The 14,415-nt window shown below is 63.0% G+C and carries 15 protein-coding genes; 10 read left to right on the top strand and 5 right to left on the bottom strand.

The annotated features are described in order from the left end of the window. Positions 1 to 4: 4 nt before the first annotated feature. From J5Y06_RS00470 to J5Y06_RS00440, 7 genes are all read left to right on the top strand, one after another. The gene (locus J5Y06_RS00470) at positions 5 to 1,018 is read left to right on the top strand and encodes a TRAP transporter substrate-binding protein (protein ID WP_209333161.1); all 1,014 of its coding nucleotides are present in this window, start codon (positions 5 to 7) and stop codon (positions 1,016 to 1,018) included. Positions 1,019 to 1,088: 70 nt separating this feature from the next. Next, positions 1,089 to 1,892: an SDR family NAD(P)-dependent oxidoreductase gene (locus J5Y06_RS00465; RefSeq protein WP_209333160.1), complete on the top strand. Its 804-nt coding sequence runs from the start codon at positions 1,089 to 1,091 to the stop codon at positions 1,890 to 1,892. Next, a complete protein-coding gene (locus tag J5Y06_RS00460) occupies positions 1,892 to 2,761 on the top strand; it encodes an IclR family transcriptional regulator (protein ID WP_209333159.1) in 870 nt (289 codons plus the stop codon). Before J5Y06_RS00465 ends, J5Y06_RS00460 begins: the two co-directional genes overlap by 1 nt. Continuing rightward, positions 2,758 to 3,930 (top strand): acetyl-CoA acetyltransferase, encoded by a 1,173-nt coding sequence (locus J5Y06_RS00455; protein WP_209333158.1) that lies wholly within the window; start codon positions 2,758 to 2,760, stop codon positions 3,928 to 3,930. The genes J5Y06_RS00460 and J5Y06_RS00455 overlap by 4 nt, the downstream gene beginning before the upstream one ends. After that, a complete protein-coding gene (locus J5Y06_RS00450) occupies positions 3,927 to 5,582 on the top strand; it encodes an acyl-CoA synthetase (RefSeq protein ID WP_209333157.1) in 1,656 nt (551 codons plus the stop codon). Before J5Y06_RS00455 ends, J5Y06_RS00450 begins: the two co-directional genes overlap by 4 nt. A gap of 9 nt (positions 5,583 to 5,591) precedes the next feature. Next, positions 5,592 to 6,350: an SDR family NAD(P)-dependent oxidoreductase gene (locus tag J5Y06_RS00445; protein WP_209333156.1), complete on the top strand. Its 759-nt coding sequence runs from the start codon at positions 5,592 to 5,594 to the stop codon at positions 6,348 to 6,350. Further along, complete coding sequence (locus J5Y06_RS00440; protein WP_209333155.1) at positions 6,347 to 7,201, top strand: PCC domain-containing protein; 855 nt, start codon at positions 6,347 to 6,349, stop codon at positions 7,199 to 7,201. The genes J5Y06_RS00445 and J5Y06_RS00440 overlap by 4 nt, the downstream gene beginning before the upstream one ends. Positions 7,202 to 7,207: 6 nt before the next feature. On the opposite strand, the gene J5Y06_RS00435 is transcribed toward J5Y06_RS00440, so the two are convergent. Further along, positions 7,208 to 8,101, bottom strand: coding sequence for a LysR substrate-binding domain-containing protein (locus J5Y06_RS00435; protein WP_209333154.1), 894 nt, complete (start codon positions 8,099 to 8,101; stop codon positions 7,208 to 7,210). Between the two features lie 109 nt (positions 8,102 to 8,210). On the opposite strand from J5Y06_RS00435, the gene J5Y06_RS00430 reads away from it, so the two are divergent. The 3 genes from J5Y06_RS00430 to J5Y06_RS00420 all read left to right on the top strand — a co-directional run bounded on the left by J5Y06_RS00430 (position 8,211) and on the right by J5Y06_RS00420 (position 11,286). After that, the gene (locus J5Y06_RS00430) at positions 8,211 to 9,428 is read left to right on the top strand and encodes an acyl-CoA dehydrogenase (RefSeq protein WP_209333153.1); all 1,218 of its coding nucleotides are present in this window, start codon (positions 8,211 to 8,213) and stop codon (positions 9,426 to 9,428) included. Between the two features lie 110 nt (positions 9,429 to 9,538). Continuing rightward, a complete protein-coding gene (locus tag J5Y06_RS00425) occupies positions 9,539 to 9,979 on the top strand; it encodes a DUF2231 domain-containing protein (RefSeq protein ID WP_209333152.1) in 441 nt (146 codons plus the stop codon). Next, the gene (locus tag J5Y06_RS00420) at positions 9,976 to 11,286 is read left to right on the top strand and encodes a PQQ-dependent sugar dehydrogenase (RefSeq protein WP_209333151.1); all 1,311 of its coding nucleotides are present in this window, start codon (positions 9,976 to 9,978) and stop codon (positions 11,284 to 11,286) included. Before J5Y06_RS00425 ends, J5Y06_RS00420 begins: the two co-directional genes overlap by 4 nt. A 26-nt stretch (positions 11,287 to 11,312) precedes the next feature. Here J5Y06_RS00420 and pqqE read toward each other — a convergent pair whose 3' ends face one another. The 4 genes from pqqE to pqqB are packed head-to-tail and all read right to left on the bottom strand — an operon-like array spanning position 11,313 to position 14,413. Further along, entirely contained in the window at positions 11,313 to 12,452 is a 1,140-nt protein-coding gene (pqqE, locus tag J5Y06_RS00415; protein WP_209333150.1) for a pyrroloquinoline quinone biosynthesis protein PqqE, read from the bottom strand. Further along, on the bottom strand, positions 12,449 to 12,742 hold the full coding sequence (gene pqqD / locus J5Y06_RS00410) for a pyrroloquinoline quinone biosynthesis peptide chaperone PqqD (RefSeq protein ID WP_209333149.1): 294 nt from the start codon (positions 12,740 to 12,742) through the stop codon (positions 12,449 to 12,451). Before pqqD ends, pqqE begins: the two co-directional genes overlap by 4 nt. Next, complete coding sequence (pqqC, locus tag J5Y06_RS00405) at positions 12,739 to 13,533, bottom strand: pyrroloquinoline-quinone synthase PqqC (RefSeq protein WP_209334297.1); 795 nt, start codon at positions 13,531 to 13,533, stop codon at positions 12,739 to 12,741. The genes pqqD and pqqC overlap by 4 nt, the downstream gene beginning before the upstream one ends. Beyond that, positions 13,508 to 14,413 (bottom strand): pyrroloquinoline quinone biosynthesis protein PqqB, encoded by a 906-nt coding sequence (gene pqqB / locus J5Y06_RS00400; protein ID WP_342453349.1) that lies wholly within the window; start codon positions 14,411 to 14,413, stop codon positions 13,508 to 13,510. Before pqqB ends, pqqC begins: the two co-directional genes overlap by 26 nt. Positions 14,414 to 14,415 lie beyond the last annotated feature (2 nt).

Raw genomic sequence — 14,415 nt, 5'->3', positions numbered from 1 at the left:
AAGAATGATGATCACACGTCGAACGATGCTCGCCGGAACGGGCGCGCTTGCCCTGGGCGCCGCCTTCCACACGCGCGCTCACGCCGCCGAATACACCTACAAGTTCGCAAACAACCTTCAAACGACGCATCCCCTGAACATCCGCTTGAAGGAAGCGGTAGACGCGATCTTGGAAGAAACGGGTGGTCGGCTGCAGATCAACGTATTTCCCTCGAGCCAGCTAGGCAATGACACGGAAACGCTGAGCCAGCTGCGCTCCGGGGCAACCGAGTTCTTCTCGCTGTCGCCGTTGATCCTTTCGACACTGGTGCCGAACGCCGCAATCTCCGGCATCGGCTTTGCCTTCCCGGATTATGAGACCGTGTGGAAGGCGATGGACGGCGAACTCGGCGCGTATTCTCGCTCCGAGATCGAGAAAAAGGGCCTCGTGCCCATGGAAAAGATCTGGGACAACGGATTCCGGCAGATCACCAGCTCGAGCAAGACCATCAAGACCCCGGAAGATCTGTCCGGCTTCAAGATCCGTGTTCCGCCAAGCCCGCTTTGGCAGTCGATGTTCACCGCCTTCGGTGCAGCCCCGACCACCATCAACTTCGCGGAAGTCTACACCGCGCTGTCGACCGGCATTGTGGACGGGCAGGAAAATCCACTCGCCATCGCCTCCACGGCCAAGCTTTACGAAGTCCAGAAGAACGTTTCCATGACCAACCACATGTGGGATGGCTTCTGGTTCCTGGCCAACAAGCGCGCCTGGGAAAACCTGCCGGAAGACATTCGCGAAATCGTGGCGAAGAACCTCAACGCGAAGGCTGACGAGCAGCGCGCCGACACCGCACAGCTCAACCAGACGGTGCGCGAGCAGCTGACCAAGGAACACGGCATGACCTTTACCGATCCGGATACGGAAGCGTTCCGCGCCAAGCTGCGCGAAGCCGGCTTCTATCAGGAATGGAAGGAAAAGTTCGGCGAAGAAGCTTGGACGATCCTTGAAACGGCCGTGGGCGCCGATCTCGGCTGATCGAAGCCATACGAGACTGCCGCGCGGCTTCGGTCGCGCGGCAAACCATCTCCTTCAATAGGTTCGAAACGTGCCTGACCGCCTGAAACAAAAGATCGCCATCGTGTTCGGTGCTGGCTCTGCTGGTCCCGGCTGGGGCAACGGCAAGGCGGCCGCCGTGCTTTACGCGCGCGAAGGTGCGGCCGTGGCTTGCGTGGACCTCGACGAAGGGGCGGCGCGTGAAACCGCGGCGATCATCACAGCCGAAGGCGGACGGGCGCTGGCGATTGCCGCCGACGTCACGAGCCTCGCCTCTATCGAGGACGCCGTCCGGCAGACCGCCGACACCTTCGGTGCGATCACGGTGCTGCACAACAATGTCGGCGTGACTCATATGGGCGGGCCGGTGGAGCTGGACGAGGTCCGCTTCCAACAGGCCGTGGATCTCAACCTCGGCTCCGTTTACCGCACAGCCAAGGCCGTGATTCCGCAGATGCTCCAGGCTGGGGGCGGTGCGATCGTCAACATCTCGTCGCTGGCTGCGATGCGCTACACCGGCTACCCCTATTTCGCTTATTACGCCACCAAGGCTGCCGTAAACCAGGCAACCGTGGCGATTGCCATCCAGTATGCGGCGCAAGGAATCCGTGCCAACTGCGTTGTGCCGGGCCTCATCGACACACCTTTGATCTACAAGCAGATTTCCGGGCAATACGCGTCGGCCGACGAGATGGTGGCGGCCAGAAACGCAGCAATCCCCGGCAAAAAAATGGGCGATGCCTGGGATATCGCCCATGCCGCGCTGTTTCTGGCATCGGACGAGGCAAAATTCATCAACGGCGTGTGCTTGCCGGTGGACGGCGGGCAAAGCTGCACGGTTCCGGTGCCGCACTGATGGCAGCGGAGCGCGACATAACCGGCTCGCAAAGCGTCGACCGCGCGTTGCAGGTCCTGTCACTGGTCGGACGCGGGCCGGAACAGGGGCTGTCGCTGCTCGAGATCGTGGAGCGCTCCGGCTTCAACAAGGCCACCACGCGACGCCTGCTTCTTGCGTTGATGCGCGCGCGCATGGTGAGCCAGGACGAGGTCGAGCGCCGCTACTTCCTAGGCGAAGAAGCCTACGTCCTTGGCGTTTTCGCGGCGCCGCGCTTCGGTCTCCTGGAAATGGCGATGGAAAGCCTGACACGGCTTGCGCGGCAAACAAGCGACGCCTGCTTCCTTTCGATCCGCCGAGACACTTTTTCGATCTGCCTTCACCGCGAGGAAGGCAATTACCCGATCCGCTCCCATGCGCTGCAAAAGGGCTTCGAGCACCCGCTTGGGGTGGGGGCAGGGTCGCTCGCCATGTTGTCGACCCTTCCCGATGGGGAAGTGGAGGATGTGCTCGCGCGCAACGCCGACTACCTGGCTGCCACCTTTCCGATGGTGACTGCCGCCGACATTCGCGCGGCTGTCCAGGTGACTCGCCGGCGCGGCTATGCACTCAATCCCGGCGTACCGTTTCCAAACTCCTGGGGCCTCGGAGTGGCTCTGCGCTATCCTGACGGGCGGCTTGCCGGCGCGCTCAGTGTCGCGGCCATCGACAGCCGGATGCAGGAGCCGCGGCAAAGCGAACTCAGCCGCCTTTTGCGCGAAGAAGCGGCCTGCGTCGAAGCCAAGCTCGAGCGGGCGTTTGACCGCGATCCACCCAAGGGCCGCGCGGGACATCGCGCCAACGGCCACCCGACACCACGCTTGAACCAACCCCGAAGGATCTCATTATGAGCAAGGCACAGATCGTCGGCTGGGCACATTCCCAGTTCGGTAAAACCGAGTATCCCGACACCGAAGCGCTGATGGCTTCCGTGGTGGCGCCTGCGCTTGATCATGCCGGCGTTTCGGCCGGGGAGGTCGACGGCATCTTCGTTGGCGTCATGAATGGCGGCTTCTCCAAGCAGGAATTCCAGGGCGCACTGGTGGGCATGGTGGATGGCGACCTGTCGGCGGTGCCTTCTGTTCGCCTGGAAAACGCCTGTTCCACTGGTTCGGCGGCGATCTACACCGCCATGGACTTCATTGAATCGGGCCGCGGCCGCATCGCGCTGGTTGTGGGCGCCGAAAAGATGACCGCCGTGCCAACGGCTCAGGTCAGCGACATTCTGCTTGGCGGGTCCTATCGCAAGGAAGAAGCCGATGTGGAAGGCGGCTTTGCCGGCGTGTTCGGCCGCATCGCGCAGAACTACTTCCAGCGTTACGGCGACCGTTCCGAGGAACTGGCGATGATTGCCGCCAAGAACCACAGCAACGGTGTCGACAATCCCTTCGCGCATATGCGCAAGGATTTCGGCTTCGAGTTCTGCAACGCTGTGTCGGACAAGAACCCCCGCGTCGCCGGTCCTTTGCGCCGCACCGACTGTTCGTTGGTTTCCGATGGCGCGGCAGCCCTCGTTCTGGCCGACGAAGAAACCGCAGCCAACCTGAACCGGGCGATCGGCTTCCGCGCCCGCGCGAATGTCAACGACGTGTTTGCACTCAGCCGCCGCGCCGACATCCTGGCGTTCGATGGTCCCCGTCGCGCCTGGGCCAAGGCACTCGATGCCGGCGGCGTGACGCTCGACGACCTCAGCTTCGTGGAAACGCATGACTGCTTCACCATCGCCGAACTGCTGGAATATGAGGCCATGGGCCTCGCCAAGCAGGGCGAGGGGCACAAGGTCGTGCGCGACGGCACCACGGCCAAGGGCGGACGCCTGCCAGTGAACCCATCGGGCGGGCTGAAGTCCAAGGGCCATCCAATCGGCGCAACGGGCGTGTCCATGCATGTCATGGCCGCCATGCAACTCATGAACGAGGCGGGCGGCATCCAGGTGCCCGACGCCAAGCTTGCCGGCGTGTTCAACATGGGCGGCGCCGCGGTAGCCAACTACGTGTCGATCCTGGAGCGGGTGAAATGAGCGACACCGCTTCCTCTTCTGGCAGCGGCATTGACCCGAAAGGCGGCGTCGTGCCGTGTTCTACGCGGGTGATGAACCTCGCCACCTTCCTGAGCCAGGCGGCGCGCCGGGTCAGCGACAATGTCTCGCTGGTCTGGGGCGACCGGCAATGGTCGTGGCGCGAAACGGAAGCCCGCGTCAACGCCATGGCTCATGCACTGGTGCATGAGTTCGGCGTACAGAAAGGTGACCGCGTTCTGGTGCAGTCGGCCAACTGCAACCAGATGTTCGAGTCGATGTTTGCGACCTTCCGTGCGGGCGCTGTCTGGGTGCCCACCAATTTCCGGCAAACGCCGGATGAAGTGGCCTATCTGGCGCAATCTTCCGGCGCGTCCCTGATGATCTGTCAAGCCGGGTTCGCGGCTCATGCCGAAGCCTGTGCGAAGACAAGTCCGGCGCTGACCAAGTTCATCGCGATAGGGGACGCTGCTTTCGGCGAGGACTACGACGCCATTGTGGCTCGTAACGAAGGCCAGACACTCGCGCCCGTAGCCGTGGATCGCGACGATCCGTGCTGGTACTTCTACACGTCCGGCACCACGGGGCGGCCGAAAGCGGCCGTGCTGACCCATGGGCAGATGGCCTTCGTCATCAACAACCACCATTGCGACCTGTTTCCCGGGATCACCAGCGACGATCGCTCGATCGTGGTTGCGCCCCTGTCGCATGGCGCGGGCGTCCACCAGCTCACCCAGGTCGCGCGCGGTGCCACCACCATCCTGATGCCCACTGAACGCATGGACATCGATGCGCTGTGGCGGCTGGTGGCGGAATGGCGCGTCACCAACCTTTTCACCGTGCCCACGATCGTAAAGATGCTGGTGGAAGACCCGGCGGTGGACCGCTACGATCATTCCTCGCTGCGTTACGTGATCTATGCCGGTGCGCCGATGTATCGCGAAGACCAGAAGCGGGCGCTCCAGAAGCTGGGCAAGGTGCTGGTGCAGTATTTCGGGCTTGGCGAAGTCACCGGCGCGATCACCGTTTTGCCGCCGGTGATGCACAGCCTGGAAGACGGCGAAGCGGCGCGCATCGGCACCTGCGGTTTTGAGCGCACGGGCATGCAGGTGCAGATCCAGAACGAACAGGGCGAAGAGGTCGCGCAGGGCGAAACGGGTGAAATTTGCGCCATCGGGCCGGCAGTGTTTGCCGGCTATTACCAGAACCCCGAGGCCAACGCGAAGAGCTTCCGCAATGGCTGGTTTCGCACCGGCGATCTCGGCCATATGGACGCGCAGGGCTTCGTCTACATCACCGGGCGCCAGTCCGACATGTATATTTCCGGCGGCTCAAACGTCTATCCGCGCGAGATCGAGGAAAAGTTGCTGCAGCATCCGGCCGTGGGCGAGGTGGCGATCCTCGGCGTTCCGGATCCGGTATGGGGCGAGGTCGGCGTCGCCGTCTGCGTTTTGCGGCCGGGCGAACGCGCTGATGCAGCCGAACTGGCGGCGTTCCTTGATGGCAAGGTGTCGCGTTACAAGTTGCCCAAGCGCTACCTGTTCTGGGACGAGATGCCGAAATCGGCTTACGGCAAGATTGCCAAGAAGCTGATCCGCGAAGAACTCGACAAGCGCGGCGAGCTCGACCCGCAGCCCGCCCGGCTGAGCGCCTGAGGACCCCTCATGAGCAGTGATACAAGAAGCGTCGTCGTGACCGGCGGCGCGTCGGGCATCGGCTTCGACATCGCCGAGGTTCTGCACAAGCGCGGCTGGCAGGTGCATCTGCTCGACCTTACGGCCGATGCACTGAACGCAGCCTGCAACAAGCTCGGCATTCCCGCCGATCAAGGCTATGCAGCGACCGTCACGGATGAGGCGGCGGTGGAGGCGATCATGGAGCAGGTCGCTCAAAGCGCGCCGCTCGGCGCCGTGGTCAACTGCGCCGGCATCGGCCAGGACACGCCGGCGGTCAACATGGCGGTGGAGGAATTTCGCCGTATCATGGACGTGAACCTCACCGGCACGTTCATTGTGGCGCGCGCGGCAGCCAGGATCTGGCTGGCTCAGAACCGCGGGGGTGCGGTGGTCAACATCTCGTCCGTGTCTGGCCTCCTCGGCAACAAGGGGCGCGCGGCCTATGGCTCTTCCAAGGCCGCGGTGAGCCATCTCACCCGCATCCTGTGCACCGAATGGGGGGCAAGCAACATCCGCGTCAATGCGGTGGCTCCGGGCGCCGTCAACACGCCGCTAACGGATCGCGTTCACACAGCCGATGTGCGGGAACAATGGCACGAGCGCATTCCGCAAAAACGCTATGGCACCACGCGAGAAATTGCCGAGGTCGTGGCGTTCCTCGTTTCGGATGAAGCAAGCTACATCAACGGTCAAACGCTGGCGGTGGATGGCGGCTTTGTCAGCGCCGGCTTGATGGTGCGCGAATGAGCGAGGACGTGAACCTGCGCTCCATCACCCACCCCGGGCAGCCGGTGGCGCCGCGGGTCCTGGCTGAACCCTGTTCGGCACGCGCGTTGCGGGTCACCTTCCAGTCCGGTCTGCCCGTGCTCGAAGCCGTTGCCAAAGCCTTGCGCGAGCACGGCATTGACGGCGCCTTGATCGAGATCGAGGGCGGCAGCTTCAACCCGCTGGTTTACGTGATGCCGGCGCCTAGCCTCGATGCCGAGCACGCCGCCTGGTATAGCGACATGCACCGTCCCGAGGGCGTTGGCCTGAACGAGCGGCTCGTGATGAGCTTTGGCCGAAGGCAGGGTCAGCCATTTATCCATTGCCACGGCATCTGGCTTCATGCCGACGGGTTTCGCGCCGCCGGTCACCTGATCCCGCACGAAGCGATGTTTGCGGAACCGGTGGCAGCGACGGTTTACGCGCTGTCCGGCGCGGTTCTCGACCAGCAGCAGGATGCGGAAACGAATTTCCCGCTGTTGACCCCGGTGCCGGACGGCTCCGCACGCGACGGCGACAATCGCGCCGTGCTTCTGCGGATCAAGCCGAACACGGAAATCAGCGCCGGCGTGGAACAGGCCGCGCAGGCGCACGGGATCACCGACGCCACCGTTCACGGCATCGGTTCGCTTGTGGGCTGTGATTTCGTGGACGGAAGCCACATGGCCTCCTTTGCATCCGAACTGTTTATCCGCGACGGCCGCATCGCGGACGGCCGCGCCACGCTCGACATCGCGATCGTGGATGTCGATGGCACGATCTTCGAAGGCGCGATCACCCGCGGCAGCAATCCCGTCTGCGTGACCTGCGAGCTGCTGATCATCGAGCGATAGGGCGGATCACTGCGCAGGGCGTGTTTGCTCCGCGAGCCACTCCCTGAAGGCGAGCAGCGGCGGGTAGTCCGCGCGATGGGTCGGCCAAACCAGCCAGTACGCGCCGACCCCCGCCACCTCCTCTTTGAACAAAGCAACAAGTCGCTTTTCCGCTATCTCGGGCGCGGCGAGGTAAGACGGCAGAAGCGCAACGCCAAGGCCCGCGATCGCCGCCTGCGTCATCGGCGCGAACTGGTCAAACAGCATGCCATGTCCCGATGACCCGGAAAGGCCGTGCGCTTCAAACCACACGGGCCAGGCGGAAGGCCTGCTTTCGATCTGGAACAACGGCAGATCAAGGAGATCTTCGGGTCGATGGATCTTGTTGTGCGTCAGGAATGCCGGTGAAGCGCAGGCAGTCACCCGTTCGTCGAACAGCTTCAGGTGGTCCGCCGACCGCCAATCATCGGTTCCGAAATGAATGGCCGCGTCGAAGCCTTCGGCATCGAGATTGAAGCGCTTCAAACGAGTGGCGAGGTTCAGGGTCACGCCGGGATGGGAGCTTTGGAAGCGTCCAAGGCGGGGCGCGAGCCAGCGGGTGCCGAAGGCCGGCAGGATTGCGAGGGACAACGCTCCGCCATTGGGGTTTGAAACAAGTTCGAGGGTCGCACGCTCGATGGCATCCAACGCGCGCGAGATGTTGCGAACATAGGATCGCGCCGCAGCAGTGGCGACCAGCCGCTGCTGCTTCCGGTCGAACAGCTTGGCGCCAACCTGTTGCTCCAGCTGCTTGATGAGCCGGCTAATCGCGCCCTGCGTGAGGTTGAGTGAGCGCGCCGCTTCCGCAGTTGTGCCGGTGCGAAGAACGGCTTCGAATGCGAGCAGCAGACTGACAGACGGAAGGAAGCGCCGGGATCGCATGGCCCTCACTATGAGTTAAAGGCATAGGTGAGGGCGCAACTAGCGTTGTCGCACCGGGCCGACAAGCATTATGCTGCAGCCAAATCCAGATAAACAGGAGAACGTCCGCATGGCTGGTCATCCTCAAACTGCCGTTTCCGCAAAAGCAGCCGCCACCTTCGTGTGGGAAGATCCGTTTCTGCTGGAAGACCAGCTTTCCGAAGAAGAGCGGATGGTCCGCGATGCGGCGGCTGCTTTCGCGCAGGCGAAGCTCGCGCCTCGGGTCGAGCAGGCTTATCTGCAGGAAACAACAGATCCGGAGATCTTCCGCGAAATGGGCGAGGCCGGCCTGCTGGGCACGACCATCCCGGAAGAGTTCGGTGGCGCCGATGCCGGCTATGTCAGCTATGGCTTGGCCGCCCGCGAGGTCGAGCGCATCGACTCCGGTTTTCGCTCCATGATGAGCGTCCAGTCGTCGCTGGTGATGTACCCGATCTACGCTTATGGCGACGACAACCAGCGGCGCAAATACCTGCCCAAGCTGGCTTCCGGCGAGTGGATCGGCTGCTTCGGCCTGACCGAGCCAGATGCCGGTTCCGATCCAGGCGGCATGACCACGCGGGCCGAAAAGATCGACGGCGGCTACCGCCTGACTGGCGCCAAGATGTGGATCTCAAACGCACCGATCGCCGACGTCTTCGTGGTGTGGGCGAAATCAGCCGCACATGACAACCAGATCCGCGGTTTCGTGCTTGAAAAAGGTATGAAGGGTCTGTCGGCGCCGAAGATCGGGGGCAAGCTGTCCTTGCGTGCGTCGATCACGGGCGAAGTGGTGATGCAAGGCGTCGAGGTTGGCGAAGACGCCCTGCTGCCTAACGTGTCAGGTCTGAAGGGGCCGTTCGGCTGTCTGAACCGCGCCCGCTACGGCATCTCTTGGGGCGCCATGGGCGCGGCGGAAGACTGCTGGTTCCGCGCCCGCCAGTATGGTCTGGACCGCAAGCAGTTCAACCGGCCGCTCGCTCAGACCCAGCTGTTCCAGAAGAAGCTGGCCGACATGCAAAGCGAGATCGCGCTGGGCCTCCAGGCTTCGCTCCGCGTCGGCCGCTTGATGGACGAAGGCAAAATGGCGCCGGAAATGATTTCGATCGTCAAGCGCAACAATTGCGGCAAGGCGCTCGATATTGCCCGCACGGCGCGCGACATGCATGGCGGCAACGGCATCCAGATCGGTTATGGCGTCATGCGGCACGCGCAGAACCTGGAAACAGTGAACACCTATGAGGGCACGCATGATGTCCACGCGCTGATCCTCGGGCGCGCTCAAACGGGGCTGCAGGCATTTTTCTGATCCTTCTTCCGTAACGTACCTGTTGTTCCCTTGCGACCGAGCGAAACAAACGCTCGGTCGTCGCGTTTGGGGAGATCAGCCAGCGCTGCGGCGTCCAGGAGGTTTCTTTCATGGCAACAACAACGGTGGTCACCCGGCCGCTCATCCACCCGCTGCACGGCATCCTGCTGGCTTTCCCGATTGCCCTGTTCACAACGGCGCTCTTGTCCGACATCGCATACCTGAGGAGTGCCGAGATCCAGTGGACGAATTTCGCGTCCTGGGCGATCACCGGCGCCATGGTTGGAAGCGGGGCGGTTCTTCTTTGGGCGATCATCTCGCTTGTGGCGCATCGCCGGAGCCCCGCTTTTCGGTCGCGGCTGATCTACCTGATCCTCGTGGTCGCGATGTGCGCATTCGGCCTCGTTAATGCATTTCAGCATAGCCGCGACGCCTGGAGTTCCGTTGGAACGGTGGGCCTGACCCTTTCCATCTTGTCCACCCTTTGCGCGCTGCTTGCCGGCTGGATTGCCTACAGCGCGCGCGGCACGGCCGAAGGAGTTTCCCGATGACCCGTCTTCTTGCTTTCGGCCTTGCAACCTTGCTCGCCAGCACCGGTCTGAGCCACGCCCAAGCCCTGCGAACGGGGCCGAACCCGGATCTGCCGCCCCTTACCGAAACACTGGTGCCGCGGATGAAGATCGCCGACCCAACGGGTTGGAACGGTGAACTGCCGACTGTCCCTGCTGGTTACGCGATCACCGCGCTCGCCACGGATTTTCAGATCCCGAGGCAGATGCTTTTGCTGCCGAACGGCGACATCTTGGTCGCGGAAGGCCGAGGCGGCTATGCGCCGAAGTTGCGGCCGAAGGACGTGATCGCCGGCTATATCAAGAGCCTGGGAACCAGCAGCGTGAAAGGCGGCAACCGGATCACGCTTCTTCGCGACGCCGACAATGATGGCGTTGCGGAACTGCGAACCGAATTCATCACTGGCCTCAACGCGCCCTACGGCATGGCCTTGGTGGGCAACGAGATCTTCGTCGCAAACCAGGACGCACTTCTGCGCTTTCCTTACCAGGAAGGTCAGACGCAGATCACCGAACCAGGCGAGGAAGTCACCAAGCTGCCGCGCCGCATCAACCACCATTGGACAAAATCGCTGGCGGCAAGTGCTGACGGCAGCAAACTATATGTCGGGGTCGGTTCCAACAGCAATGTTGGCGAGCGTGGCATGGATGTGGAGGAAGACCGTGCAGTTGTGTGGGAGATCGATCGTGCGAGCGGCGCGCACCGCGTGTTCGCCACCGGCATTCGCAACCCCACAGCCCTTGCAATCGAGCCCGGCACCGGCGCGCTTTGGGCGGTGGTGAACGAGCGTGACGAACTGGGCCCCGACCTCGTGCCCGATTACCTCACAAGCGTGCAGGACGGCGCCTTCTACGGCTGGCCCTACAGCTATTGGGGCCAGAATGTCGATCCGCGGGTGAAGCCGGAGCGTCCTGACCTTGTGGAACAGGCGATTGCGCCGGATTACGCGCTGGGCTCGCATGTGGCAGCCCTCGGCCTGAGCTTCGCCACGAACGGCGGAATGGGCGGCGAGTATTCCGAAGGCGCATTTGTGGGCGAGCACGGCAGCTGGAACCGCCCGAACCTCGCCGGCTACAAGGTAGCGTTCGTGCCGTTCTCCGGCGGGCGGCCCAACGGCGAGCCGCGTGATTTCGTGACCGGCTTCCTGGAAGGGGAGAACACAGTCCGAGGGCGCCCCGTCGGCGTTCTGTTTGACGAGCGCACCCGTTCGGTGTTGATAGCCGACGACCTTTCCAACACCGTTTGGAAGGTGACGCGGGTCGGTCCCGTCAGCGCAGCAGTTCAGTAGCGACCGAGAAGCCGCGCGGGCGGGTTTTAGCCGTCTTCCCGCGCGGGTCTCATGCTGCGATAAACAAAGGGCGGCGGTTCGGCACGGCTGTCGATTTCAGCCTGTTCCACCAACGTTTGCCGCAACGGTGAGCGGATGCACACCGGGTCGGTCGCAGAGGCATCTCCTGCGATTGCCATAGCCTGGCAGCGGCATCCTCCGAAATCGATCTCCTTGCGCTCGCAGGTCCGGCACAGGTCCGGCATCCAATGGTCACCACGGTAAGCGTTGAAAGCGGCGCCGTGGTACCAGATGTCGGCCAGGGGACGATCCATGACACTGTCGAACTGGAGTGACGGAATGCTTTCGGCGGCATGGCAGGGAAGCACGCGGCCGGATGGCGTAATGTTCAGGCCAGTGCGGCCCCACCCACCCATACAGGCTTTCGGATAGCTCGAATGGTGGTCGGCCGGCACATAGTCGATCACGATCACGCCTTCCAAGCGCTTCCGTGCCTCGTTCACAAAGGCATTCGCCCGCAAAACCTGTTCCCGGGTGGGCATCAGCGCCTTGCGGTTCTTTTCAGCCCAGCCATGAAACTGAACGGTCGCGATTTCGATGCGCCGCGCGCCAAGCCTGACGGCGAGATCGAGCATGTCAGCCATCTGGTCCATGTTCTGCTTGTGGCAAACGGCGTTAACAGTCAGCGGAATGCCGGCCGCATGCGTCCATTGGGCAACCGCAATCTTGCGCTCGTAACCGCCCTTGTAACCGCCGACCCGATCGGCAAGCTCCGGCGTTGCCCCTTGAAGCGACAGCTGCAGATGGTCGAGCCCGGCATCCGATAGTTCCGCGATGCGGCGCTCGTTGAGGCCAACGCCTGATGTGATCAGGTTGGTGTAAAGCCCTGCGGCAGCCCCAGCAGCCGTCAGCTCAACGAGGTCGCGCCGTGAAGCCGGCTCGCCACCGGAAAGGTGAAGGTGCAGCACACCGAGAGCCGCAGCCTGGTTGAACACGGAAATCCACTGCTCAGTTGTCAGCTCCGAACGAGTTGCCTCGAGTTCGAGCGGGTTGGAGCAATACGGGCAGGCTAGCGGGCAGCGATGGGTGAGTTCGGCCAGCAGGGCGATCGGCGCCGGCACGCGGGCTGCGCGGTCGACGTCGCGGGGGGATACGTGTTCGGTCATGATCTGAGTTCCAGCATCCGCCGATTGGAAAACTCCTCCACGAAGGAAATGATGTCGCCGAGGATCTGATCCTTCGGCGCATCGAACTGTCGTGCGAACTCTTCTGCGATCGCATCCAGCGTGCGCTCGCCGTCGAGCGCCTTCACAACGGCGACCGCGATGTCATCGAGGGCCAGCGCGCGTTCGGGTGCCAGCAGCACGGTTTGTCCGCGCACCGGATCTTCGCGCAGCCGCACGCCACGTGCGAGCTTGGCAATTGTTGCGCCGGTGATGACGGGTGTTTCGCTCATGCGCTTACCCGCTTGGCAGGTTGTTCGAGATCTCCCGTCACGCCTTCGCGGCCGTCCCAGGCGCCGGGCGGAACGAGACCCGGCGCAACATAAGCGTGGTGCAAGGCGTCGAGCTGCGCCCAAAGAACATCGGTCTTGAAGCAGAGTGCTGCCGCCGCGGCATCCTGGCGGTCCAGAGTGTCGGCATGGTCCAAAACATAGCGGAGGCCGAACGCAACATCCTGCGGCGCTTCTTCGAGACGACGCTGGAAATAGGAAAGCGCCTCCTCGTTCGCGAAAGCGTAGTGTTCCAGGAGACCAGCGATCCGATTGCGATGAATGGCCGGCGCAAAGAGCTCCGTCAGTGAAGCGGCAACGGCGTCAAGCATCGGCATGTCGCGCACGAAGCGCACATAAGCATCGCAGGCAAAGCGCGTGGCTGGCAGCACGCCGCGCGTGGACGCCACGTAGTCTGGGTCGAGGCCCACTGCTTCGGCGAGCTTCAGCCAGCGGCGAATGCCTCCGCCGTCTTCGAGTCCGCCATCGTGATCTTCGATCCGCTTGCGCCAGGCCCGCCGCAGGTCGACATCTTCGCAGCGCGAAAGGAACGCGGCATCTTTCAAGGGAATGCGGCTTTGATAGTAGAACCGGTTGATCACCCAGGCGCGCACCTGCGTCATGGTGCAGTGACCATCATGCAAAAGCCGGTGGAACGGGTGCTTGTCGTGGTAGCGTTCGGCCCCGATCGCACGCAACCGCGCTTCAAACGCGTCGCGGGTCTGTGTGTCAGCCAAGGTAAATCTCCAGGCCATCATGACCAATCGTGAAGCCGGCAGCCTCTACCGCGCTTCTTTCCGGACCCAGGCGCCAGATCGGGTTCGTGTTGTTGATGTGAATGTAGATTAGCTGCTTGATGTCCAGCGCCGAAAGGGCCTCGAGGCTTCCGCCGTCGCCGGAGATCGGCATGTGCCCCATGCGCCGTCCGGTCTTGCTGCCAGTACCCGATTGGCTCATCTCGTCGTCGCGGAAAACGGTGCCATCGAAGAACACGAGATCCGCGCCGCGCAGGCGCTCTGCAAGGCTCCTCGGGAGCTTCGCACAGCCGGGAACGTAGTAAGCGCGCTTGTCGCCGCAGATCATCTCGATTCCAACCGTTTGTTCGCCTTCAAGATCGAGATCGGGCTCACCCTCTTCGAGGAAAAGTGCCACTTTGCCCGGAACGGCGAAGATCCGCGCATCAAGCCCGGGAACCGGGTGGAACACCTGCTCCAAGGATACCGGCCGAACATCGACATGTGCTCGATCGAGAACCCGGAACACCGGATTGCTTTCGAGAACAGCCTGTGTGACCGCCGTGCCGAACAACGTGAAAGCCTGCTTTTCCCGAAGCGTCAGGAGCCCCGCAATGTGGTCGATGTCGCCATTGGTGACTACGACGCTCTCGATCGGCGTATCGCGTAGCCCGCGCGGATGAAGGGCCGGCGTTTGCCCGAGCTGCTGGCGAATGTCAGGCGAGGCGTTGAAGAGGCCCCAGCTTTCGCCATCGAGGCTCACGGCCAGCGAGGATTGCGTTTGGGGCTTGAGGTCCGAAGAAGGGTCGCGGGCGGCGACGCAGTTGCTGCAGCCACAATTCCATTGCGGCAGTCCGCCACCCGCGGCAGAACCGAGCACGAGAAAACGCAAACCCGTCACTC

This window comes from Tianweitania sediminis, assembly GCF_017813335.1.
GTDB lineage: Bacteria > Pseudomonadota > Alphaproteobacteria > Rhizobiales > Rhizobiaceae > Tianweitania > Tianweitania sediminis.
Note: the sequence above shows the minus strand (reverse complement) of the source record. Positions and strands in the feature narration are given on the sequence as shown.